Origin of the sequence: Microbacterium sp. LMI1-1-1.1 (genome assembly GCF_040815675.1) — a bacterium.
In the GTDB taxonomy this organism is placed as follows: Bacteria; Actinomycetota; Actinomycetes; order Actinomycetales; family Microbacteriaceae; genus Microbacterium.
Window position 1 is genome coordinate 572,215 of sequence record NZ_JBFPNN010000001.1, and the last position, 22,163, is coordinate 594,377.

The window sequence follows — 22,163 nt, forward strand, 5'->3', positions numbered from 1 at the left end:
ATGGAGAAGTTCACCACGCACACCGGCGTCGTCGCCCCGCTGAAGCGCTCGGCCGTCGACACCGACCAGATCATCCCCGCGGTGTTCCTCAAGCGCGTCACCAAGACCGGCTTCGAGGACGCCCTCTTCGCGAACCTGCGCGAGGACCCCGGGTTCGTGCTCAACCAGGACCCCTACCGCGCGGCATCCGTCCTCGTGGCCGGCCCCGACTTCGGTACCGGCTCGAGCCGCGAGCACGCCGTCTGGGCGTTGCGCGACTACGGCTTCCGCGTCGTGCTGAGCCCGAAGTTCGCGGACATCTTCCGCGGCAACGCGGGCAAGCAGGGCCTGGTCACCGGCGTGATCACCGAGGACGAGGTCGAGCGCATCTGGGCCGCCGTCGACGCCCGGCCCGGCATGGAGATGACGGTCGACCTCACCGCGCGCACCGCCACCGTGGGCGACCTCACGGTCTCCTTCGAGATCGACGATTACACTAGGTGGCGGCTTCTCGAAGGGCTCGACGACATCGGGCTCACCCTGCGCGACGCAGACAAGATCGCGCAGTTCGAGGCGCGCCGCGAGGCATGGCGGCCGCGGACGATCCCCGTCCGCTGAGCCCGATCGACCCGATCGGGGTCGATCTGCCGCCCCTCGTCCACGAAGTGAGGTCCACCCCCCATGAGCACTCTCGTCACCGATTCCGAAGACCAGACCCCCGGCCAGCCGGACTGGGAGGCGGCGGAGACCCTCTCCATCCGCGGCGGCCGACCCCTCCGCGGGACCGTCGAGGTCAAGGGCGCGAAGAACCTCGTGACGAAGGCCATGGTGGCGGCGCTCCTCGGTGAGACCACCAGCACGCTGCGCGACGTCCCGAACATCAGCGACGTCAAGGTCGTCCGTTCGCTGCTCGAGGTGCACGGCGTCACGGTGACCGAGGGCGACGAGGAGGGCACGCTCCACCTCGACCCCTCGGGCGCCGTCGCCGCGCACTTCGAGGAGATCGACGCCCACGCCGGCGCGTCGCGCATCCCGATCCTCTTCTGCGGTCCGCTGCTGCACCTCCTCGGCGAGGCGCTCATCCCGGACCTCGGTGGCTGCCGCATCGGCGACCGTCCGATCAACTTCCACATGGACGCGCTGCGCGCGTTCGGCGCCGTCGTCGACAAGAGCTACGAGGGCATCCGCATCACCGCTCCGAACGGTCTGCACGGGGCGTCCATCGAGCTGCCGTACCCCAGCGTCGGTGCGACCGAGCAGGTGCTCCTGACCGCGGTGCGCGCCAAGGGCGTCACGGAGCTGCGCAACGCGGCGATCGAGCCCGAGATCATGGATCTCATCGCCGTCCTGCAGAAGATGGGCGCGATCATCTCGTACGAGCCCAACCGCGTCATCTTCATCGAAGGCGTCGACTCGCTCGTCGGCTACGACCACCGCGCGATCTTCGACCGCAACGAGGCCGCGTCCTGGGCGTGCGCCGCTCTCGCGACCGACGGGGAGATCTTCGCCAAGGGCGCCCGTCAGCAGGACATGCTCACGTTCCTCAACGTCTTCCGCAAGGCCGGCGGCTGGTTCGACGTCCGCGAGGACGGCATCCTGTTCCGCCGCGGCGCGTCGCTCAAGCCCGTCATGGTGGAGACCGACGTGCACCCCGGCTTCATGACGGACTGGCAGCAGCCGCTCATCGTCGCGCTCACGCAGGCTCCCGGCACCTCCACCGTGCACGAGACCGTCTACGAGAACCGTCTCGGCTTCACCGAGGCGCTGAACAAGATGGGCGCCGACATCGTCGTGCACCCGAAGGGCATCTCCAGCCCGGACCGTCGCGTCCCGCGCCGCTCGCTCGAGCAGGCCGCGGTCATCAACGGCCCGACCCCGCTCCACGGCGCCGACGTCGAGGTGCCCGACCTGCGCGGCGGCTACAGCTACGTCATCGCCGCGCTGGCCGCCGAGGGCGAGTCGACGGTGCGCAACATCGGCATCATCCGCCGCGGCTACGAGAAGTTCCTCGAGAAGCTCACGGCTCTCGACGCCGACTTCGACGTCGTCGGCTGAGCCGTGGCCGTCTCGCCCGAGAAGAGCCGTCCGAGCGCGTTCTGGCCGCTCGCCGCGATCATCGTGCCCGCGGTCGGCTTGTTCGCGCGTATCGAGATCCGCGGCGCGGAGAACCTCCCGCGGGAGGGCGCGTACGTGATCGCGCCCAACCACAACTCGGAGTTCGACCCGCTCATCGTCGCCGTTGCGGTGTGGCGGACCGGGCGCGCTCCGCGGTTCCTCGCCAAGGAGAGCCTCTTCCGCGTGCCGGTGCTTGGCGCCGCGCTGCGGGCCACCGGCATGGTTCCGGTGCCGCGGACGTCCACGAGCGCGAACCAGTCCATGAAGGCCGCCCAGGAGATCGCGGCCGACGGCCGCGGCGTCATCGTCTACGCCGAGGGCACGCTCACCCGCGACCCCGACCTCTGGCCGATGCGCGGCAAGACCGGGGCGGTTCGTCTCGCCCTGGCGGGCGACCTGCCGCTCATCCCCATGGCGCAGTGGGGGGTCCAGCAGATCCTCCCGCGCTACGGCAAGCTGAAGTTCCCCCGTCGCTCCCGCGTCGTGGTGGAGTTCGGGGAGGCGCTCGACCTGTCCGAGTACGCCGACACGCCCACCCAGCCCGCCGCGCTCGCGCGCGCCACCGACGTCATGATGAACCGCGTGGCGGACATGCTCGCCGCCATCCGCGGCATCCCGGCTCCCGCCGAGCGCTGGAACCCCTCCCAGCACGGTCAGAACGAGACGGGGCGCCTTGAGTCGTAAGAACGTCGCACCCGCCGCGGGTCCGAAGGTCGCCGTGATCGGCGCCGGCAGCTGGGGGACGACGTTCGGCAAGATCCTGGCCGACGGCGGCGCCTCGGTGGTCATGTGGGCGCGCCGTGCCGAGCTCGCGGCCGAGATCACCGAGAGCAAGCGCAACAGCCGGTACCTGTCCGGCATCAACCTGCCGCGCACGATGACGGCCACGACGGACCTGACCGCGGCCCTCGCCGGTGCCGAGCAGATCTACCTGTCGGTGCCCAGCCAGTCGCTGCGCGAGAACCTCGCCGCCTTGAAGCCCCTCGTCGAGCGCACGGACGTCCCGATCGTCTCGCTCATGAAGGGCGTCGAGAAGTCGACCGGGCTGCGCATGAGCCAGGTGATCGAGGAAGTGCTGCAGTGCGATCCCGCGCGGATCGCCGTGGCGTCGGGGCCGAATCTCGCCCTCGAGATCGCCCGGGAGCAGCCCACGGCCGCGGTCATCAGCTCGCTCAGCCCCGAGACGGCCGAGGCCGTCGCCCGCCGGGCGCGGAACCGGTACTTCCGGTCGTTCGTCAACACCGACGTGATCGGCACCGAGTTCGGCGGCGTGCTGAAGAACCTCATCGCCGTCGCGATCGGCATCGTCGACGGCGTCGGGTACGGCGAGAACACGAAGGCGTCCATCATCACGCGCGGTCTGGTCGAGATGACCGACTTCGCCGTGGCGCAGGGCGCGCAGCCCGAGACGCTGCAGGGCCTCGCCGGGCTCGGCGACCTCATCGCGACGTGCCAGTCGCCGTTGAGCCGCAACAACACCGCCGGGCGCCTGCTCGGGCAGGGATACGGCTACAAAGAGGTGGTCGCGCAGATGCAGCAGACCGCCGAGGGCCTGGCATCCGTCGCCCCGGTCCTGCAGCTGGCGAAGCAGGTCGGCGTCGACATGCCGATCGTGCGGCAGGTGAAGATGGTGCTCGACGGCACCATGGACCCGCGCGACATCGCACCGCACCTGACCACCGACGACGATCAGCCGCAGGGCGAGAGGACGCAGAATGACCAGACCGGCGGTGGTGGTGCTCTTCGGCGGGCGCTCCAGCGAGCACTCGATCAGTTCCGCCACGGCGGGCGGGGTCCTGCGGGCGATCGACCGTGACCGTTTCCGGGTGATCCCGGTCGGGATCACCCGCGAGGGCGCGTTCGTCCTCGAGGACGACGACCCCGACAAGTTCGCGCTGCGCCCCGAGGCGCTGCCCGAGGTCCGCGACAACGGCACGCGCGTGCGTCTGCCCGACTCGACGCGTTCGCGCGAATGGACGGTGACGGATGCCGAGGGCACCCGCTCCCTCGGCGAGGTGGATGTCGTGCTGCCGATCCTGCACGGGCGTTTCGGCGAGGACGGCACGGTGCAGGGACTGCTCGAGCTCCTCGACATCCCCTACGCCGGCGGCGGCGTCCTCATGTCGGCGATCGGCATGAACAAGAACGTCACCAAGCGCGTGCTCCGCTCGGCGAACGTGCCCGTGGTGCCGTGGGTGGCCGTCACCCGCGCGGACCTCGCGCGCGACCGCGACCTGTGGGAGCGCCGCATCCGAGCGCTCGACTTGCCCGTCTTCGTCAAGCCGAACGAGGCCGGCTCGAGCGTCGGCGTCACCAAGGTGTCGCGCTGGGAGGACCTGGATGCCGCCCTCGACACGGCTTTCGCCGAGGACGGTCTGGTGCTCGTGGAGAAGGCGGTGGTCGGGCGCGAGCTCGAGTGCGGCGTGCTGCCCGGCCGTGACGGCGGTCCCGTGCGCGTGAGCGTGGCGGGCGAGATCGTGGTGACGGGCCGCGAGTTCTACGACTTCGAGGCGAAGTACCTGAACGCGCCCGGCGTGGATCTCGTGTGCCCGGCCGAGCTGGGCGACGGAGAGCTCGCCGAGATGCAGCGCATCGCGGCCCAGGCGTTCGAGGCGCTCGGCGGCCAGGGACTGGCTCGTGTCGACTTCTTCTACACGGGCACCGAGTTCTTCGTGAACGAGGTCAACACCATGCCCGGCTTCACGCCGATCTCGATGTTCCCGACCTGCTGGATCGCCTCCGGCCTGTCCTACCCCGACCTCATCAGCGACCTGCTCGACGCCGCGCTCGCGCCGGCCTGAGTCGTGAGCGGGGTCCTCCGGGGCCCCGCCGCGCACACCGGCGAGCGGTGACGACGTCGCCCGGCCGGCGAGCGGTGGCGAGGGGCCCGCGCCGGCGAGCGGTGGCGAGGGGCCCGCGCCGGGTCAGGAGCCGGCGTCCGGCGTCGGCGTCGCCTCCTCGCCCGGACGCGCCGTGCAGGAGCGACCGGTGTCGGCGGTGTAGCGCTGCACGAGGGACCCGAGCGCCTGTGCGACGTCGGCGCTGGAGACCGTCTGGTAGTCGAAGAACACCTGGACCGCGGGGGAGTGCCCGAAGGTCGTGATCGTGTACCGGTCGTCCTCGGCCTGGGACTCGTCGACCAGCCAGTCGACGCCCTCGAAGTCCCGGCACGGCAGGGTCGACGGGGCCGGGTCCTCGAGACCGCAGGTCATCAGGACGCTCGTGGGCGACCCCCACGCGCCGGTGCCCTGGGCGTCCGTCCACCGGCGCTCCTGCCCCGACAGCGAGTCGGGCAGTCGCGAGACGATCTCGGCGCACGCCGGGTCGTTCGCCAGGCGCGCGGGCTCCATCGACACGGTCGCGGTGCAGGACGCCAGTCCCGGGAGGAGGACGGCGGCGGTGAGCAGCGCGAGGGCGCGGGAGGAGCGGGACACCGTTCCAGGCTAATAGCGTGGGACGGTGACCGACGCCGAGCCGACCGTGGGAGAGCTGTCCGAGGGGCAGATCCTCCGCGGCATCCTGGACCGCCTTCCCCCCTCGACGGCACCGGTGGGCCCCGGGGACGACGCCGCGGTGCTCGCCGTCCCCGACGGCCGCGTCGTCGCGACGACCGACACGCTCGTGCACGGCCCGGACTTCCGTCTGACGTGGTCGTCGCCGTTCGACCTCGGATTCAAGGCGGCCGCGGTCAACCTCTCGGACGTCGCGGCGATGGGCGCCCGTCCGATCGCGCTCCTCGTCGCCCTCGCCCTGCCGGACGACACCCCGCTGTCGTTCGTGCGCATCTTCGCCGACGGGCTGGCCGCGGCCTGCGCCGAGCTCGCGCCCGGCTGCGCGGTCGAGGGCGGCGACCTCACCGTCTCGGACACGCTGACGATCGCCGTCACCGCCTTGGGCAGCCTCGACGGGCGCGTACCCGTCCTGCGCTCGGGCGCGCGTCCCGGTGACGCCGTGCACGTGGTGGGGGAGCTCGGCGAGGCGGATCGCGGTCTCCGCGTGCTCTTCGAAAGGTTCACGGATGCCACCGGCGCGCCGGTCCCGGTGACGCCCGACGCCCGCGCGGAACTGTCGCCCGGGGACGAACGGGCGTTGGACCGTCAGCTGCGTCCGCGTCCGCCCATCGCGGAGGCTCTCGCCGCGGCCGCCGCCGGCGCGACGGCCATGATGGACATCTCGGACGGTCTCGCCCTGGATGCCACCCGGCTCGCCGAGGCGTCCGGGGTCACCGTCGCGCTGGACGCGGCCGCGCTCGGCGACGACCCCGGACAGGCGCTGCAGGGCGGCGAGGACCACGGGTTCCTCGTCACGTTCCCGCCCGGAGCGGCGGGGGCGGGCCGGCGCATCGGCGTCGTCGAGGAGCGCGGCCGTGCGCCGCTCGTCGTCGACGGCACGCCGTACACCGGGCGCGGGGGATGGGACCCGTACCGGGACTGGGACGCCGGCCGCGGCTAGGCGGGCAGGCCACCCCACCACATCGTCGTGTCGCCGTAGGCGCGGTCGCGCTCGGCGACGAGCCCGGCTGCGGCCCAGTCCGGAGCGCCGGAGCGCGTGGACCGCTCCACGACGACGACCGCGTCGGAGGAGAGGTGCGGGGCGAGTGCGGTGAGGGCCCGGGTGAGGTCCGCGTCGGCGAGGTCGTAGGGCGGATCGAGGAACACGAGGTCCCACTCCGCCTCGACGGAGGTGAGGTAGGCGGTGACGTTCGCGCGGTGGACGGACGCGCGGGCGGACACCCCCGCGGCGCCGACGCGGGCGGCGTTGCGCCGGATGAGTCCCGCGGCCGGGGCCGACAGCTCGACGAGGTCCGCCGAGGCGGCGCCGCGACTCAGGCTCTCCAGCCCCAGCGCGCCCGATCCCGCGTACAGGTCCGCGACCCGGGCGCCGTCGAGGAGGCCGGCCGACTCCAACGCGCCGAAGAGGGACTCGCGGACGCGGTCGCTCGTGGGGCGCGTGCCCTTGGCCGGGACGTCGAGGACCGTGCCGCCGGCGCGGCCGGAGATGATGCGGGTCACCGTCCCAGCCTACAAACGGCGTGTCCGACCCGATGCCTAGACTCGAAGGCATGCCGGGCCTCTCCCTCTCCTCGCGCCTCGACGGCGCGGTCGGCGGCAAGACCGCCACGGCGTTCGACAAGGCCTTCGGCACGAAGACCGTCGGCGAGCTGCTCGAGCACTATCCGCGCCGGTACGCGCGGCGGGGGGAGCTCACGCCCATCGCCTCGCTGCCGCTGGGCGAGCCGGTGACGATCGTCGCCGAGGTGGTCAGCGCGACCGAGCGCCGCATGCAGAACCGCCGCGGCTCCCTGCTCGAGGTCGTCATCAGCGACGGCGACGGACGCATGTCGCTGACCTTCTTCAACCAGTCCTGGCGCCTGAAGGACCTCACGCCCGGGCGCCGGGGCATCTTCTCGGGCAAGGTCGGCGAGTACCGGCGCCAGACGCAGCTGACGCATCCCGACTACGAGCTGTTCGACGACCTGGCCGAGGCGCGGGCCGAGGCGGAGGTCAACGCCAAGCGGCCGATCCCCATCTACCCCGCGACCAGCAGCATCCCCAGCACCCTCGTGCAGAAGACGATCTCGCTCGTCCTCGACGGGCTCGGCGAGATCGACGACCCGCTGCCCGAGGCCCTGCGCCGCCGTCACGGTCTGCTGTCGGCACGCACCGCGCTCGAGCACATCCACCGCCCGGAGCACGACGACGAGATCGGCCCGGCCGTCGACACCCTCCGCTGGCAGGAGGCCTTCGTCCTGCAGACCGCGCTGCTGCAGCAGCGGCAGTTCGTCCGCGCCCTGTCGGCGGCGAAGCGTCCCGCGGCGCCGGGCGGTCTGCGCGAGCGCTTCGACGCGGCGCTGCCGTTCGCGCTCACGCCCGACCAGGCCGACGTGGGCGAGCGCATCGCCCGCGACCTCGTCGGGGACTGGCCGATGAACCGGCTGGTGCAGGGCGAGGTCGGCTCGGGCAAGACGCTGGTGGCCCTGCGGGCGATGCTGCAGGTCGCCGAGTCCGGCGGGCAGTCGGCGCTCATCGCCCCGACCGAGGTGCTGGCGGCCCAGCACGTGCGCTCGATCGCCCGCTCCCTGGGCCCGCAGCTGGCGCCGGAGCTCATGCCCACGCTCCTCACGGGTCAGCTCCCCGCCGCCGAGCGGCGGAAGGCCGCCCTGCGCGTGGCCTCGGGGCAGGCCCGCATCGTCGTCGGCACGCACGCGCTGCTGAGCTCCACGACGACCTTCGCCGACCTCGGGCTCGTCGTCGTGGACGAGCAGCACCGCTTCGGGGTGGACCAGCGCGAGGCGCTGCGCTCGAAGGGCGACTCGCCGCACACGCTCGTGCTCACCGCGACCCCCATCCCGCGCACGGTCGCCATGACGGTGTTCGGCGACCTCGACGTCTCGACGATCCGCACCATGCCGGCGGGCCGCGCGGGCATCTCGACGTTCGTCGCCCCGCTCGCAGAGAAGCCGGGGTGGTTCGCGCGGGTGTGGGACCGCGTGGCGGAGGAGGTCGCGCAGTCGCGCCAGGCGTTCGTCGTGTGCGCGGCCATCGACGCCGAGCAGCTGACCTCGGACGAGGTGGGCGATGAGCCGGTGGCATCCCCTCCGGCGTCCGCGGGATCCGCCGAGCCCGCGCGGACGCGCTGGGGGGTCGTGCAGGTGGCCGAGCTGCTGTCGCGCCTGCCGCAGTTCGCCGACATCCGCGTCGAGGTCCTGCACGGCAAGATGCCCGCCGATCAGAAGGACGCGGTCATGCAGGCGTTCGCGCGCGGCGACATCGACGTGCTCGTCGCCACGACGGTCATCGAGGTCGGCGTCGACGTGCCCAACGCCTCGACCATGGTCATCCTCGAGGCGGACCGGTTCGGGGTCTCGCAGCTCCATCAGCTGCGCGGTCGCGTCGGCCGTGGCGGCCTCCCGGGGCTCTGCCTCCTCGTGACCGAGGCCTCGCCCGGGTCCTCGTCCCGCGCCCGCGTCGATGCCGTCGCACGCACGCTGGACGGCTTCGAGCTCGCCGAGGTCGATCTCGAGCTGCGCGGCGAGGGCGACGTGCTGGGAGACCGGCAGTCGGGTGCCCGGTCCTCGCTCCGCATGCTGCGCGTCGTCACGGACGCCGCCCTCATCACGGAGGCCCGGGCGGAGGCCGAGCGGGTGCTCGACGACGACCCCGCCCTGCAGCGGCATGCGGGACTGGCGGCGGCGCTGGAGCGCCGTGTCGGCGTGGAAGAACGTGCGGCCCTCGCCAAGTCGTGACCGCCGCGGCCCTGGGTAGGCTGAATCCATGAATCCGCGGATCGCTGTGGTGCCCGGCTCGTTCGACCCGCCCACCCTCGGCCACCTCGACGTCATCCGTCGTGCCGCGTCCCTCTTCGACCAGCTGCACGTCCTCGTCGTGCACAACCCCGGCAAAGAGGCGATGCTGCCGATCGCGCAGCGTCAGGCGCTGCTGGAGCAGTCCATCGCCGAGGCGGGCGTCGAGGGCGACGTCGTCGTCGCGTCGTGGAGCGTGGGACTGCTCGTCGACTACGCCACCGACGTCGGGGCGCAGGTGCTCGTGAAGGGCATCCGGTCGCAGGTCGACGTGGCGTACGAGACGCCGATGGCGATCGTCAACCGCGACCTCGCGCACGTCGAGACGGTGTTCCTGCTGCCCGACCCCGCGCACGCGCTGGTCTCCAGCTCGCTGGTGCGGCAGGTGGCGGGGCTCGGCGGCGACGTGTCGCCGTACGTGCCGCCGGCAGTCTCGCGCTTCCTCGACACGGGGTCGCGCGGCCTCTGACCCGGCCCGCGTGTCGGAGGGCGCGGGTAGCATGGACGACCGTGAGAACCCACCGACCCGGCCCTTTCCAGCTCCCCGTGCGCGACATCGTCCGCAAGCCGGGTGAGATGCGCGAGCACGAGCTCGAGATCCCCGCCCCCGAGAAGTGGGGCGAGGGTCTGGTGTCCGTCCCCGAGGCCGAACCGCTCGAGATCGACGTGCGGCTCGAGTCCGTGCACGAGGGCATCCTCGTCTCCGGCACCGTCGACACGACCGCCGTGGGCGTGTGCGGGCGCTGCCTGACCGACATCGAAGAGGCTGTCGAAGTCGAGTTCCAGGAACTTTTCACGTATCCTGGGGACGAAGCGAACGACTTCGACGTTCAAGACGACCACGTGGATCTTGAAAATCTGGTCCGGGACGCCATCGTCCTCTCGCTTCCGTTCCAGCCGGTGTGTCAGCCGGATTGCCCCGGGCTCGACCCGAACACGGGTGAGAGGCTGACGGAGAACGCCGGCGACACGGAGCAGACGCCCGTCGATCCTCGGTGGGCAGCGCTCCAGCAGTTCACCCCAGACGACGGCGATGCGCTCCGCGCCGCCCCCAAGACAGAGAAGAGCTAGTCATGGCAGGTAACCCCCCGAAGCGGAAGGTCTCCCGCTCGAACACCCGCTCGCGCCGCGCGCAGTGGAAGGCCGAGGCGCCTGCGCTGGTCAAGACCATCGAGAACGGCAAGGTCGTCTACAGCCGCCCGCACCAGGCCAAGGTCGTCACCGACTCGCAGGGCACCGAGCTGTTCCTCGAGTACAAGGGCCGCAAGGTCGCCGACGTCTGATCCGCGTTCCGTGACGCGAAACTCCGTCGGGCGGCGAACGCTCACCGAGAAGCTCGGGGTCGATATCGACCCCGAGCTTCTTTCTCTTGCCCTGACGCACCGGTCCTACGCCTACGAGCACGGAGCGATCCCGCACAACGAGCGCCTCGAGTTCCTCGGCGACTCGGTGCTCGGCCAGGCGGTGACGGTGCGCCTGTTCACGCGGCATCCCGAGCTCGACGAGGGCAGCCTCGCCAAGCGCCGGGCGAGCGTCGTCTCGACCGTGGCCCTCGCCGAGGTCGCCCGTGGCATCGGTCTCGGGGCGCACGTGCGCCTCGGGCGTGGCGAGGACCTGACCGGGGGCCGCGACAAGGACTCGATCCTCGCGGACACCATGGAGGCCGTCTTCGGCGCGACGTATCTCTCGGCGGGGCCGGAGGCGGCGACCGCGCTCGTGCTGCGACTCGTCGAGCCCCTGCTCGAGGACCCCGACCGCTACGGCGCCGCGATGGACCCGAAGACGAGCCTGCAGGAGATCGCGGCCCGACACGGGCTCGCGGCCCCGGGCTATGCGGTCGAGGCGACCGGTCCCGACCACGACCGGCGCTTCACCGCGACGGTGACCGTCGGCGACGTCCGCACCCAGGGGATCGGCTCGAGCAAGAAGCAGGCGGAGATGGCGGCCGCCCTGGCGGCGTGGCGCGAGCTCGACGCCCGTGCCTGAGCTGCCCGAGGTCGAGGTCGTCCGCGCCGGTCTCGAGCCCGCGGTCACGGGCGCCCTCATCACCTCCGTCGACGTGCGCGACGCCCGCGCGCTCACCCGCCACAGCGGCACGCCCGAGCACTTCGAGACCGAGCTGACCGGACGGCGGATCGTCGCGGCCGTGCGGCGGGGCAAGTTCCTGTGGATGCCGCTCGCGGCGGATGCGGCTGACCCGTCGACTCCCGACGAGGCGATCGTGACGCATCTGGGGATGAGCGGGCAGATGCTGCTGCGCGTCCCCGGCGCCCCGCCGGAGCGCCACGAGCGGATCCGCCTCGAGGTGGAGCACCCGGAGCACGGCCCGCTCTCGGTCGTCTTCGCGGACCAGCGCACGTTCGGCTCCCTCGCGGTCGACGACCTCGTCGCCACCCCCGACCGCGCCGCGGGCGGTCGCGGGTCGGCGCTGCCCGTCGTGCCGACACAGGTCGCGCACATCGGCCGCGATCCGCTCGACCCCGCGTTCGACGCCGCGGCGTTCCGCCGCCGCCTCGCCCGCACCTCGTCCGGAATCAAGCGAGTGTTGCTCGACCAGACGGCCGCGAGCGGCATCGGCAACATCTACGCCGACGAGTCGTTGTGGGCCGCGCGCATCCACCCCGAGACGGCGGCATCCACTCTCCCGACCCGCGCGGTGAACCGTCTGCTCGCCGAGGTGCAGGCCGTGCTCGAGAAGGCCCTCGCCGAGGGCGGGACGAGCTTCGACGCGCAGTACGTGAACGTCAACGGCCAGGCCGGGTACTTCGCGCACTCGCTCAACGCCTACGGGCGGACCGGTCAGCCCTGCCCGCGATGCGGCCGGCCCATCGTCCGCGTCTCGTTCATGAACCGGTCGTCGCACTTCTGCCCGCGCTGCCAGCGCGTCCGCTGACCCGTCGGGACCCGCGCGCGTGCCCGCGGCGGGTCCCGACGCTCAGATGAGGACCTTCTTCCACGCGCCCTCGTAGGACACCGGGCGGAAGCCGATCTCCTCGTTGATCGAGAGCATGGGGCGGTTCTCCTCCGCGTTGTAGGTCATCACCCGGGGGGAATCCGGCGCGACGTCCCGCCAGGCGAGCAGGCCGGCGCACTTGACGAGCATGCCGAGGCGGTGACCGCGGTGGGCGGCGACGACGAGCGTGTCCTCCTGGTGGGTGATGCCCGTACGGTCCTTGCCGACGACCAGCTCGTTGAACGCGGCGAGCTCGCCGCTGTCCACGTGCTGGGCGGCCGTCACGAGGAGGTGGCGTCCGGCGTCGAGGTACGTCCGCTCGAAGCGGCGCAGCCGGGCGGCATCCCAGACCTCCTCGTCGTATTCGAGGTCGGCACTGGGGGCGTCCGTCACCATGCGCGCCTTCATCGCGGCGTACCCGTCGACGAACTCGTCCGGCGTCGGCAGCGTCCACTGCACGACCCGGTACCCGGCGGCGGCCTCCTCGGCCGCGGCGAGCAGCCGGCGCAGGTGCGGCTCGGACCCGCCGAGGTCGAGCACGCTCACGCGCACGATCTGCTCGAGGGTGTTGCCGGACGCCTCGAAGAACCGGGCCGCGTGATCGCGCGGCACCGCGCCGAAGCCGGTCGGCGCGGTCAGCTGCGGCCCGTCCGCGGCCGGGTGCTCCGCCCACGAGGAGAGCACCGTGCGCCCCTGGTCGCGCGCGGTGCGTTCTATGAGGGCGAGGGCGGCGCGTCCGATGCCGCGACCCCAGACGGAGCGGCGCAGTTCGACGAGCCAGTGGCCGGACCGGGCGCCCTCTTCCAGCGGCAGGTCGAGCCCGGCACGGCCGACGACCTCCCCGTCTAGGACGACGATCCAGCTGAAACGCCGTGCGGACGGGTCGGGCTGATACGCGGGCAGGAGCTCGTCCGCCGGCATCCGGTGGTCGTCGTGCCCGGAGACCTCGGCGTACACGAGGTTGCGGATGCGCGTCATCTCGAGGAAGTCGGCGGCATCCGGATCGTCGATGGATGCCGGGATGCGGAGGGGCCGCAGCTCAAGGCCGGGCGGGGTGTGGTCGGTGCTCATGATGCGTCTTTCAGTCTCGAGGGGAGTGGGCGATGCCGTGCCCGTCGGAGGGAGGGGACTCGACGGGCCATGGCGTCGCCGTCGAGGGAGGGGGCGGGGCGGGGGAGACACCCCCGCCCCGCGGGTCAGCTGCGCGGACGGGTCAGCAGCGCCGCCCGTTCCCAGGCGAGGCGCCGCTGCTCCTCGGCGACGGCGTTCCGCCGCGCGCGGAGGAGGACCTCGCTGGCGGCGACCGACCGCACGCGGCGGACGGTGCGCAGCAGCAGCCAGACGCTGACGCGCAGCGCGAGGCGGTGCGCCACCGACAGGCTCCGCATCGGGGGCAGGTCGGCGACAGGGGGTTCGGCCAGGACGGCCTGGACACGCGAGAGCGTGGTGTTCATGGTGTTCTCCGGAAGGTCGGCGAGAGGAGGTCGCTCGACGGCGACGCCGAGGGACGAGAAGGGAGGGCCGCTGCGTCCGTCCTCCGCCGAGGGCGGGGCGCCGCGAGCATGCGGCGGGACGAGCGGACACCGCGCGGAGCGGTGGCGGGATGACGGGCGGAGACGACGGAGTCGTCTCGACGCGGCGGGTCAGCCGGCTCGGTGAGCGGACAGCCCGACGGTGAGGGTCACTCCCGCACGCGTGGCAACGGCGAGCGTGCCGACGGCGGCGAACTCTGGGGTGAAGCGAATCATGGGATGACCTCCTTCCGAGGCTGTTGCGACCCCCGACGCTAGCGAAGGCTCACAGCGAAAGTCAAGCATTCATTCAGAAACAAGGATCTCCCGGGCGCGCCGCGGCCCGGAGCCGGCACCGCCGAGCGGGGTGGCGAACCGGCCGGGAGCGCCCGTTCGGGTACCGTGAGGCGGTAATCCACCCGTCCGGAAGGCGCGTGCACATGCACCTGAAGAGCGTGACGCTCAAGGGCTTCAAGTCCTTCGCGCAGTCGACCACGTTCGCGCTCGAACCGGGTGTCACCTGCATCGTGGGGCCCAACGGCTCCGGCAAGTCCAACGTCGTCGACGCGCTGGCGTGGGTGATGGGCGAGCAGGGGGCCAAGACCCTGCGCGGCGGCAAGATGGAGGACGTCATCTTCGCCGGGACGTCCACCCGCGGTCCCCTCGGCCGCGCCGAGGTGCAGCTGACGATCGACAACGCCGACGGCGCCCTTCCGATCGACTACTCCGAGGTGACGATCAGCCGCACGCTGTTCCGCACCGGCGCCAGCGAGTACGCCATCAACGGGCAGACGTGCCGGCTGCTCGACGTGCAGGAGCTGCTCAGCGACAGCGGGCTCGGCCGCGAGATGCACGTCATCATCGGCCAGGGGCGTCTCGACACGGTGCTGCAGGCCACCGCGGAGGACCGACGCGGCTTCATCGAGGAGGCCGCCGGCATCCTGAAGCACCGCCGTCGCAAGGAGAAGACGCTCCGCAAGCTCGAGGCGATGGAGACCAACCTCACCCGCCTGAGCGATCTCGCCGGGGAGCTGCGGCGACAACTGAAGCCGCTGGGCAAGCAGGCCGAGATCGCCCGCGAGGCCGCGACGATCGCCGCCGTCGTCCGCGACGCCAAGGCCCGGCTGTTCGCCGACGACCTCGTGCGCCTGCGGCGGGAGCTCGCGGACGCCGCCGGCGCGGAGCACGAGCGCCACGCCGAACGCCTCGTGCTGCAGGATCAGGCGGACGCGCTCCGTCAGCGGGTCGAACGGCTGGAGGACGAGCAGCGGTCCGAGGCCGTCGACGAGGCCCGCCGCGTGACGTTCGCCCTCGAGCAGGTGCAGGAGCGCCTGCGCGGTCTCTACAGCCTCGCCGGGCAGCGGCTGGCCCTGCTCGCGGACGACGGCGGTGAGCGGGCATACGCGCCGACCGTCTCCACCGCCACGATCGACGACGCGCGCGCGGAGGTCGACGCCGTCGCGGGCGTGATCGGACAGGCCCAGGATGCCGCGGCCGACGCCGCCCGCCGGGTCGCGCGCGCCCGGGTGGATCTCGACGCGCTCGACACGGAGATCGCCGCGCAGAGCGCACTCGTCTCGGCGCACGACATGGCCGTGCAGACGCTGCGCGGTCGAGCCGAGGCGGCGCAGTCCACCCTCGCCGCTCTGCGCGCCGGCGTGGACCGTCAGCAGCGCGCGCTGGACGCGGCGCTGGCCCGGCGCGACGAAGCGGAGCAGGCGCGCGCCGACCTCGACCCTGAGCTGACCGCGGAGGGGGAGTCGGCGACCCACGCCGCCGCCTACGACCGCGCCCAGCGCGACACGGCAGAGGCGGAGACCGAGGTCGCCGCGCTGCGAGACCGGCTGCACGCGGCGGAACGCGAACGCGACGCCCTCACGGCCCAGACGACGGCCCTCGGCCGCGCCCTCGACGTCCGCAACGCCGCCGCCGACCTCGTCGCAGCGGGCGGCACCGGCGTCCGCGGACTCGTGTCCGACGCCATCAAGGTCACCGCGGGCTACGAGGCGGCCGTGGCCGCCGCCCTCGGCTCGCTCGCCGAGGGGCTGCTGGTGGACGACGCGCCCGCCGCGTTCACGGCGGCCCGCACGGCCCGCGGCGGCGACCTCGGTCTCGTCGAGATCGCCGTCGCCGACGCGACGGTTCCCGGTGCGGAGGTCTCGCTGCCGGGCGCCGTGCCCGCGACCGAGGTGGTGTCCGCACCGCCCGGGGTGCGCGGCATCCTGTCCCTCGTCCTCATCGTGGAGGACCTGGATGCCGCCGAGGCCGCGCTGCCGTCGCTGACCGGCGCCCCCGCCGGCACGACCCTGGTCACGCGCGACGGCGAGGTGCTGACGGCGCACACGGTGCGCGCCGGGTCGGGCTCGGGGCGTTCCCGGCTCGAGCTCGCGGCCGAACGCGACGGCGCGGCGGAGCGCCTCGCCGAGATCGTCGTGGTCGCGGACTCCCTGCGGGAGGCGCTCGCGGAGCGGACGCGCGCGCTCGGGGACGCCCGCCAGCAGGCCAAGGAGGCGCTGGCCACGCTGCGCGCGCACGACGCCGCCATCGCCGCCCAGGCCGAGAAGGTCAATCGCGTCACGGTCCGTCACGAGGCCGCTGTGGCGGAGTGCGACCGTCTGGCGACAGGGCTCGCTCAGGCCGCGGCGGCCGTCGCAGAAGCGGAGGACGCCGCCCGCGTCGCCGATGACGACCTCGTCCGGGCGCAGGAGAAGCCGCGTCCGCTCCTGGACGTGTCCGCTCGGGACGGCCTGCTCGCCGAGCTCGAGACCGCGCGGGAGCTCGAGGTGCGGGCGCGACTGGAGGTCGAGACGCTGCGGGAGCGCGTCCGTGCGGGCGGCGATCGGATCCGTCAGCTCGAAGCGCAGCGCGAGCGCGAGGAGGCCGCCGCGCAGGAGGCCGCCCGCCGCGCCGTGATCCGCCGGGCGCAGCGCGACGTCGCCGCGGAGGTGGCCGGCGCCCTGCCGATGCTGCTCGACTCCGTCGACCGCTCCGTCAGCCGGGCCCGTGTCGAGCTGGCCGCCGCCGAGTCGGCCCGCTCCGCGGTGACCGCCGACCTCGCCCGCGCGCGGACGGACGAGACGGCGGTGCGCACGCGCCTCGCGCAGCTGACCGAGAGCGTGCACGGACTCGAGCTGGAGATGCACGAGAAGCGCCTGCACGTCACGAGCCTGCTGGAACGGGTGCAGTCCGAGCTGGCGCTCGACGAGGACGTCCTCGTGTCCGAGTACGCGCCCGACCAGCCGGTCCCCGGCGGCGTCGAGGGCGAGGAGCCCGTCGCGTACGACCGCGCCGGGCAGCGGCGCCGGCTCCAGGACGCGGAGCGCACGCTCGCGCAGCTCGGCCGCGTGAACCCGCTCGCGCTCGAGGAGTTCGCCGCGCTGGAGCAGCGGCACGCGTTCCTCACCGAACAGCTCGCGGACCTGCAGCAGACGCGCACCGACCTCCTGACGATCATCGAGGACCTCGACGAGCGCATGCAGACGATCTTCCTCGCCGCGTTCGAGGACACCCGCGCCGCCTTCACCGAGATCTTCCCGATCCTCTTCCCCGGCGGCACCGGCAGCATCGCCCTCACCGACCCGGCGTCGCCGCTGACCACGGGCATCGACGTGTCGGTGCGCCCCGTCGGCAAGAAGATCGAGCGTCTGTCTCTCCTCTCCGGCGGGGAGCGGTCGCTCGCGGCCGTGGCGTTCCTGACCGCCATCTTCACGGCGCGGCCCAGCCCGTTCTACATCCTCGACGAGGTCGAGGCGGCCCTCGACGATGCGAACCTGGGCCGCCTGCTCGGGGTGTTCGAGAAGCTCCGCGAGAGCAGCCAGCTGCTCGTCATCACGCACCAGAAGCGCACGATGGAGATCGCGGACGCGCTCTACGGCGTCTCGATGCGGCAGGACGGGGTGTCGGCGGTCGTGGGGCAGCGGGTCGGCGACCGCGCCGCCCGCGAACCGGCGAAGGAGCCCGCCCCCGTAAACTGACGGGATGGCGGAGAACTCCTGGTCGCTCGGCCGCGCCCTGCGCGGACTGTTCGTCAAGCCCACGATCGACGAGAACACCTGGGACGATCTCGAGACGGCGCTCATCACCGCCGACTTCGGTCCCGACGTCACCGAGCGCATCGTGGACGAGCTGCGCGAGAAGGTCGACCGCTACCGTACGACCGACCCCCGTGATCTCCAGCGCATGCTGCGCGAGACGCTCGAGGAGCACTTCGCCAAGTTCGACACGACGCTCCGCCTCACCGACCGCCCGGCGGTCGTGCTCGTGGTCGGCGTCAACGGCGTCGGCAAGACCACGACGATCGGCAAGTTCGCCAAGTTCCTGCAGCGCTACGGCCGCACCGTCGTCGTGGGCGCGGCGGACACCTTCCGCGCCGCCGCCGTCGACCAGCTCGCCACGTGGGCCGAGCGCGGGGGAGCGACCATCGTCCGCCCGCAGCAGGAGGGCCAGGACCCGGCCTCCGTGGCGTTCCAGACCGTCGCCTACGCCAAGGAGACGAACACCGAGATCGTGCTCATCGACACCGCCGGGCGCCTCCACACCAAGGGCGGCCTGATGGACGAGCTGGGCAAGATCAAGCGCGTCATCGAGAAGCAGTCGCCCATCGCCGAGGTGCTCCTCGTCCTCGACGCCACCACCGGGCAGAACGGCCTCATGCAGGCCCAGGCCTTCCTCGACAGCGCGGGGGTCACCGGACTGGTGCTCACGAAGCTGGATGGATCGGCCCGCGGCGGCTTCGTCCTCGCGGTGCAGGAGCGCACCGGCATCCCGGTCAAGCTCCTCGGACAGGGTGAGGGCATCAACGACCTCACGGGTTTCACCCCGCACGTGTTCGCCGCCTCGCTCGTCGACTGAGCCTCTTATCGCACGGGCGGCCGCGCGCGCGTCGCCTACCGCCGAGCCGCCGGGACTGGTTCTATAGGGCCATGGCGATCGAGCACGACTTCTTCGGACTCCTCGAGTCGGGCCCGGACGGATCCATCTTCTGGTCCGAGAACGTGGAGTTCGGCGACCAGAGCGTGACCGTCGATCTGACCGCCCCCGATCAGGACGACGTCTCCATCGACGCGCTCGACGTGGCCGCCGCCATGGTGTCCTCGCTGGAGGCCATCGACCTCACGGCTCGCAACGCCATGGTCAACGAGCTCGACGACCGCACGAGCGAGGTGACCGAGTACATCCTGCAGCAGCAGGCGAGCCTCGGCGACGAGCTCGAGGACCTCCTCGTGGATGCCTCGGGCGACACCCACATCGACGTGATCAAGGCCCTGCAGCTCGTGAGCATGACGATCCTCGCCGACGAGCACGGGGGCGCGGACCCGTTCGCCGTCCTGGAGTACGCGCTGGACCCCGATGCGACCGACGAGGTGCTGCTCGTCAACCTGGCGTCCGACGGACGGGTGCAGTCGGTCACGAGCGCCGACTGACGTGCAGACCTTCCTGCCGTACCCGTCGTTCGTCGAGTCCGCCCGGGCGCTGGACTCCCGACGTCTCGGCAAGCAGCGCGTGGAGACGTTCCAGCTGCTGCGGGCCCTCACGGTCCCCGGGCACGGGTGGCGCCACCACCCCGCCGCGAAGATGTGGGACGGCCACCTCCCGGCGCTGGTCTCCTACGGCCTCGTCATGACCGATGCCTGGATCGCCGAGGGGCGGGCCGACACGGTGCGGGACAAGATCCTCCCCTTCGCACCGGAGGTCGACGGCATCCCTCAGGACGACCTCGACCTGCCGCCGTGGCTCGGCGACCCGGCCCTGCATCTCTCGCACCGGTCGAACCTCATCCGGAAGGATGCCGCGTTCTACCGTCCGAAGTTCGGCGACGTCCCGGACGACCTGCCCTACGTCTGGCCCGTGTGACTCAGACGGCCTGGGCGAAGCCCGCGTCGGCGGAGGCGATGTCCTTCGCGAGGTGACCGAGGTGCGGCGGGATCTCCCGCCCCTTCGACACCATCGACTGCGCCCACAGGCGTCCGGCACGATACGACGAGCGCACCAGGGGCCCGGCCAGCACGCCGAGGAAGCCGATCCGCTCCGCCTCCGCCTTGAACTCGACGAACTCGTCGGGCTTGACCCAGCGCTGCACCGGGAGGTGGCGCGGCGTGGGGCGCAGGTACTGCGTGATCGTGATGATGTCGGTGCCCGCCTCGTGCAGGTCGTTCAGCGCCTGGACGACCTCTTCGGGCTCCTCGCCCATGCCGAGGATGAGATTCGACTTGGTGATCAGACCCGCCTCGCGGGCCGCGGTCAGGACGCCGAGGGAGCGCTCGTACCGGAAGGCCGGACGGATGCGCTTGAAGATGCGCGGCACCGTCTCGACGTTGTGCGCGAAGACCTCTGGGCGCGACGAGAAGACCTCCTCGAGGTGCGCGGGGTTGCCGGAGAAGTCGGTCGCGAGGATCTCGACACCCGTGCCGGGGTTCTCGGCGTGGATGCGACGGACCGTCTCGGCGTGCAGCCACGCGCCCTCGTCGGGGAGATCGTCGCGGGCGACGCCGGTGACGGTGGCGTACCGCAGCTGCATCCGGGTGACGCTCTCGGCGACACGGCGGGGCTCGTCGGTGTCGTAGTCGGCGGGCTTGCCCGTGTCGATCTGGCAGAAGTCGCAGCGGCGGGTGCACTGCGAGCCGCCGATGAGGAACGTCGCCTCGCGGTCCTCCCAGCATTCGAAGATGTTGGGGCAGCCGGCCTCCTGGCACACCGTGTGCAGCTCCTCGCTCTTCACGAGCTTCTGGAGCGCGGTGTACTCGGGTCCGAGCCTGGCCTTCGTCTTGATCCACTCGGGCTTGCGCTCGATGGAGGTCTGCGCGTTGCGGACCTCGAGGCGCAGCATCTTCCGGCCATTGGGGGCGGTGGACGGCTCGGCCCCGGCGCCGCGGGTGCCGCAGGCGCTCATGCGGACACCGCCGCGTACTCGGCGGTGAAGAGGCCCTCGATCGACGACAGGACGTCGACGGGGGACACGTCGGCGCCGACGACCTCGCTGATCGTCGTGACCCCGGCATCCGTGATCCCGCAGGGGACGATGCGCCGGAACCCGGCGAGGGAGTTGTCGCAGTTGACGGCGAAGCCGTGCATGGTCACACCTCTTTCGACGCGGACGCCGATCGCCGCGATCTTGTCGACGCCGAGGGGGCGTCGGACCCATACTCCGCTGCGGCCGTCGACCCGGAACCCGTCGACCCCGTGCACGGCCAGGGCGGCGATGAGCAGCCCCTCCAGCCGGCGGACGTGGGCGACGACGTCGATGGGCTCGGGCAGGCGCACGATCGGGTAGCCGACCAGCTGGCCCGGTCCGTGCCACGTGATCTTGCCGCCGCGGTCCACGTCGACGACGGGCGTGCCATCGGTCGGTCGCTCGTGCGCCTCGGTGCGCTTGCCGGCCGTGTAGACCGCCTCGTGCTCGAGGAGCAGGAGCGTGTCGGGGCGATCACCGGACACGACGTCCGCGTGCACCGCGCGCTGCAGCGCCCAGCCGTCGAGATACGGCACGTAGTCGGGGGCGAACCCCACGTGTTCGATGTCCAGCATGGACGCTCCCGCCGCTTCTTGGATTGCGTCCAAGATTACACGTGGGACGGCGTCCTAGGCTGAGGCCATGGCCACCCAGTCCCGGAGCGGGCGACCCCGCGCGTCGTCGCGCGAGGTGCTGTCCGAAGCGGCCTGCGAGCTCTTCCTCGAGCGCGGCTATCACGCCACCTCCGTCTCCGACATCACGCGTCGCGCCGGCGTCAGCCGCTCCAGCTTCTTCAACTACTTCGACGGCAAGGCCGACGTGCTGTGGGGCGGTCTGGATCAGCGCATCCTCGCGCTGACGACGCGCCTGCGCGACGACGAGGAGGACGACGAGCATCCGGATGCCGCCGTCCGCGCGGCCGTCCAGGCGCTGGCCGAGGACTTCCGGCCGGACAGCCTCGCTCTGGCCTTCGGTCAGGCGGAGGCCATGGGCGTCGTCGAGGAGCTCCTCCGGGAAGGCGCCCTGCGTCAGGCCCGCCTCGCCGCCGTCGTCGCCGAGCGGCTCCGCGCCGCCGGCGTGGACGGGCTCCGCGCCGACGTCGTCGGCGCCGCCTACGGGGGCGCGGTCCTGGCCGCCATCCAGCGGTGGGCGGTGGCAGGCGCCGGGCGCACGATGCTCGAGTCCCTGCTGTCCCGGGCGCTCGAGGCGGTCCCCGCCGCAATGCCGGCGCGCGAGCGCGGGTCGCGGGTCCCGGGGGACGAGCCCGGCCATCGGCCGTCGTCACGGTCGGACGGCGGCGACCCGACGGGGGAGCGGGCGACGGGGGACGACGCGCCCGCGTAAACTCGTCTC

At 72.4% G+C, this 22,163-nt stretch carries 23 protein-coding genes; 17 read left to right on the top strand and 6 right to left on the bottom strand.

The genetic code is table 11. The features are described from left to right. From leuD to MRBLMI1_RS02660, 5 genes are all read left to right on the top strand, one after another. A complete protein-coding gene (gene leuD, locus MRBLMI1_RS02640; protein WP_367726585.1) occupies positions 1–597 on the top strand; it encodes a 3-isopropylmalate dehydratase small subunit in 597 nt (198 codons plus the stop codon). A 63-nt stretch (positions 598–660) separates the two neighbouring features. Continuing rightward, the gene (murA, locus tag MRBLMI1_RS02645; protein WP_367726586.1) at positions 661–2,034 is read left to right on the top strand and encodes a UDP-N-acetylglucosamine 1-carboxyvinyltransferase; all 1,374 of its coding nucleotides are present in this window, start codon (positions 661–663) and stop codon (positions 2,032–2,034) included. Positions 2,035–2,037: 3 nt separating this feature from the next. After that, positions 2,038–2,778, top strand: a complete 741-nt coding sequence (locus MRBLMI1_RS02650; RefSeq protein WP_367726587.1) for a lysophospholipid acyltransferase family protein — start codon at positions 2,038–2,040, stop codon at positions 2,776–2,778. Continuing rightward, the gene (locus MRBLMI1_RS02655) at positions 2,768–3,910 is read left to right on the top strand and encodes an NAD(P)H-dependent glycerol-3-phosphate dehydrogenase (protein WP_367726588.1); all 1,143 of its coding nucleotides are present in this window, start codon (positions 2,768–2,770) and stop codon (positions 3,908–3,910) included. The genes MRBLMI1_RS02650 and MRBLMI1_RS02655 overlap by 11 nt, the downstream gene beginning before the upstream one ends. Further along, positions 3,810–4,895, top strand: coding sequence for a D-alanine--D-alanine ligase family protein (locus MRBLMI1_RS02660; protein ID WP_367726589.1), 1,086 nt, complete (start codon positions 3,810–3,812; stop codon positions 4,893–4,895). Before MRBLMI1_RS02655 ends, MRBLMI1_RS02660 begins: the two co-directional genes overlap by 101 nt. 123 nt (positions 4,896–5,018) lie before the next feature. Here MRBLMI1_RS02660 and MRBLMI1_RS02665 read toward each other — a convergent pair whose 3' ends face one another. Next, positions 5,019–5,528, bottom strand: coding sequence for a DUF3515 family protein (locus MRBLMI1_RS02665; protein WP_367726590.1), 510 nt, complete (start codon positions 5,526–5,528; stop codon positions 5,019–5,021). Between the two features lie 25 nt (positions 5,529–5,553). Between MRBLMI1_RS02665 and thiL the strand changes: the two genes are divergently transcribed. Then, the gene (gene thiL, locus MRBLMI1_RS02670) at positions 5,554–6,546 is read left to right on the top strand and encodes a thiamine-phosphate kinase (protein WP_367726591.1); all 993 of its coding nucleotides are present in this window, start codon (positions 5,554–5,556) and stop codon (positions 6,544–6,546) included. On the opposite strand, the gene MRBLMI1_RS02675 is transcribed toward thiL, so the two are convergent. After that, a complete protein-coding gene (locus MRBLMI1_RS02675; protein WP_367726593.1) occupies positions 6,543–7,106 on the bottom strand; it encodes an RsmD family RNA methyltransferase in 564 nt (187 codons plus the stop codon). The two genes, thiL and MRBLMI1_RS02675, sit on opposite strands and share 4 nt — an antisense overlap. A gap of 50 nt (positions 7,107–7,156) precedes the next feature. On the opposite strand from MRBLMI1_RS02675, the gene MRBLMI1_RS02680 reads away from it, so the two are divergent. The 6 genes from MRBLMI1_RS02680 to mutM all read left to right on the top strand — a co-directional run bounded on the left by MRBLMI1_RS02680 (position 7,157) and on the right by mutM (position 12,290). Beyond that, positions 7,157–9,340, top strand: coding sequence for an ATP-dependent DNA helicase RecG (locus MRBLMI1_RS02680; RefSeq protein WP_367726595.1), 2,184 nt, complete (start codon positions 7,157–7,159; stop codon positions 9,338–9,340). Positions 9,341–9,368: 28 nt separating this feature from the next. Continuing rightward, complete coding sequence (coaD, locus tag MRBLMI1_RS02685; RefSeq protein WP_367726596.1) at positions 9,369–9,866, top strand: pantetheine-phosphate adenylyltransferase; 498 nt, start codon at positions 9,369–9,371, stop codon at positions 9,864–9,866. Positions 9,867–9,973: 107 nt separating this feature from the next. Further along, positions 9,974–10,468 carry a YceD family protein gene (locus MRBLMI1_RS02690; RefSeq protein ID WP_367726597.1) on the top strand — a complete coding sequence of 165 codons (495 nt, stop codon included), beginning with the start codon at positions 9,974–9,976 and terminating at the stop codon, positions 10,466–10,468. 2 nt (positions 10,469–10,470) lie between these two features. Beyond that, the gene (rpmF, locus tag MRBLMI1_RS02695; RefSeq protein WP_013586329.1) at positions 10,471–10,680 is read left to right on the top strand and encodes a 50S ribosomal protein L32; all 210 of its coding nucleotides are present in this window, start codon (positions 10,471–10,473) and stop codon (positions 10,678–10,680) included. A 10-nt stretch (positions 10,681–10,690) separates the two neighbouring features. Further along, the gene (gene rnc / locus MRBLMI1_RS02700; protein ID WP_367726601.1) at positions 10,691–11,383 is read left to right on the top strand and encodes a ribonuclease III; all 693 of its coding nucleotides are present in this window, start codon (positions 10,691–10,693) and stop codon (positions 11,381–11,383) included. After that, positions 11,376–12,290 (top strand): bifunctional DNA-formamidopyrimidine glycosylase/DNA-(apurinic or apyrimidinic site) lyase, encoded by a 915-nt coding sequence (gene mutM, locus MRBLMI1_RS02705; protein ID WP_367726603.1) that lies wholly within the window; start codon positions 11,376–11,378, stop codon positions 12,288–12,290. Before rnc ends, mutM begins: the two co-directional genes overlap by 8 nt. A gap of 42 nt (positions 12,291–12,332) precedes the next feature. Here mutM and MRBLMI1_RS02710 read toward each other — a convergent pair whose 3' ends face one another. Together MRBLMI1_RS02710 and MRBLMI1_RS02715 are read right to left on the bottom strand one after the other, a co-directional pair. Then, on the bottom strand, positions 12,333–13,421 hold the full coding sequence (locus MRBLMI1_RS02710) for a GNAT family N-acetyltransferase (RefSeq protein WP_367726604.1): 1,089 nt from the start codon (positions 13,419–13,421) through the stop codon (positions 12,333–12,335). Positions 13,422–13,546: 125 nt separating this feature from the next. Next, a complete protein-coding gene (locus MRBLMI1_RS02715) occupies positions 13,547–13,804 on the bottom strand; it encodes a hypothetical protein (protein ID WP_367726605.1) in 258 nt (85 codons plus the stop codon). 497 nt (positions 13,805–14,301) lie between these two features. Here MRBLMI1_RS02715 and smc point away from each other — a divergent pair, with 497 nt between their 5' ends. The 4 genes from smc (at position 14,302) to MRBLMI1_RS02735 (ending at position 19,714) form a co-directional block, all read left to right on the top strand. Beyond that, positions 14,302–17,835, top strand: coding sequence for a chromosome segregation protein SMC (gene smc, locus MRBLMI1_RS02720; protein WP_367726606.1), 3,534 nt, complete (start codon positions 14,302–14,304; stop codon positions 17,833–17,835). A 4-nt stretch (positions 17,836–17,839) separates the two neighbouring features. Beyond that, a complete protein-coding gene (gene ftsY, locus MRBLMI1_RS02725) occupies positions 17,840–18,712 on the top strand; it encodes a signal recognition particle-docking protein FtsY (protein WP_367726607.1) in 873 nt (290 codons plus the stop codon). Positions 18,713–18,783: 71 nt separating this feature from the next. Next, entirely contained in the window at positions 18,784–19,284 is a 501-nt protein-coding gene (locus MRBLMI1_RS02730; protein ID WP_367726609.1) for a DUF2004 domain-containing protein, read from the top strand. Position 19,285: 1 nt separating this feature from the next. Next, positions 19,286–19,714 (top strand): MSMEG_6728 family protein, encoded by a 429-nt coding sequence (locus MRBLMI1_RS02735; RefSeq protein WP_367726610.1) that lies wholly within the window; start codon positions 19,286–19,288, stop codon positions 19,712–19,714. A 1-nt stretch (position 19,715) separates the two neighbouring features. Here MRBLMI1_RS02735 and lipA read toward each other — a convergent pair whose 3' ends face one another. Further along, positions 19,716–20,750, bottom strand: coding sequence for a lipoyl synthase (gene lipA, locus MRBLMI1_RS02740; RefSeq protein ID WP_367726611.1), 1,035 nt, complete (start codon positions 20,748–20,750; stop codon positions 19,716–19,718). Further along, a complete protein-coding gene (gene lipB / locus MRBLMI1_RS02745; protein WP_367726612.1) occupies positions 20,747–21,385 on the bottom strand; it encodes a lipoyl(octanoyl) transferase LipB in 639 nt (212 codons plus the stop codon). The genes lipA and lipB overlap by 4 nt, the downstream gene beginning before the upstream one ends. A 67-nt stretch (positions 21,386–21,452) precedes the next feature. Between lipB and MRBLMI1_RS02750 the strand changes: the two genes are divergently transcribed. Continuing rightward, positions 21,453–22,154, top strand: a complete 702-nt coding sequence (locus MRBLMI1_RS02750; protein ID WP_367726613.1) for a TetR/AcrR family transcriptional regulator — start codon at positions 21,453–21,455, stop codon at positions 22,152–22,154. The last annotated feature ends 9 nt before the right edge of the window (positions 22,155–22,163 follow it).

Coding starts and splice junctions, on each gene's coding strand:
- MRBLMI1_RS02710 (WP_367726604.1), bottom strand. CDS start 13,421: ATGAGCACCGACCACACCCCGCCCGGCCTTGAGCTGCGGCCCCTCCGC.
- smc (WP_367726606.1), top strand. CDS start 14,302: ATGCACCTGAAGAGCGTGACGCTCAAGGGCTTCAAGTCCTTCGCGCAG.
- MRBLMI1_RS02715 (WP_367726605.1), bottom strand. CDS start 13,804: ATGAACACCACGCTCTCGCGTGTCCAGGCCGTCCTGGCCGAACCCCCT.
- MRBLMI1_RS02690 (WP_367726597.1), top strand. CDS start 9,974: ATGCGCGAGCACGAGCTCGAGATCCCCGCCCCCGAGAAGTGGGGCGAG.
- MRBLMI1_RS02680 (WP_367726595.1), top strand. CDS start 7,157: ATGCCGGGCCTCTCCCTCTCCTCGCGCCTCGACGGCGCGGTCGGCGGC.
- coaD (WP_367726596.1), top strand. CDS start 9,369: ATGAATCCGCGGATCGCTGTGGTGCCCGGCTCGTTCGACCCGCCCACC.
- MRBLMI1_RS02730 (WP_367726609.1), top strand. CDS start 18,784: ATGGCGATCGAGCACGACTTCTTCGGACTCCTCGAGTCGGGCCCGGAC.
- MRBLMI1_RS02660 (WP_367726589.1), top strand. CDS start 3,810: ATGACCAGACCGGCGGTGGTGGTGCTCTTCGGCGGGCGCTCCAGCGAG.
- ftsY (WP_367726607.1), top strand. CDS start 17,840: ATGGCGGAGAACTCCTGGTCGCTCGGCCGCGCCCTGCGCGGACTGTTC.
- MRBLMI1_RS02750 (WP_367726613.1), top strand. CDS start 21,453: ATGGCCACCCAGTCCCGGAGCGGGCGACCCCGCGCGTCGTCGCGCGAG.
- rpmF (WP_013586329.1), top strand. CDS start 10,471: ATGGCAGGTAACCCCCCGAAGCGGAAGGTCTCCCGCTCGAACACCCGC.
- murA (WP_367726586.1), top strand. CDS start 661: ATGAGCACTCTCGTCACCGATTCCGAAGACCAGACCCCCGGCCAGCCG.
- lipB (WP_367726612.1), bottom strand. CDS start 21,385: ATGCTGGACATCGAACACGTGGGGTTCGCCCCCGACTACGTGCCGTAT.
- lipA (WP_367726611.1), bottom strand. CDS start 20,750: ATGAGCGCCTGCGGCACCCGCGGCGCCGGGGCCGAGCCGTCCACCGCC.
- leuD (WP_367726585.1), top strand. CDS start 1: ATGGAGAAGTTCACCACGCACACCGGCGTCGTCGCCCCGCTGAAGCGC.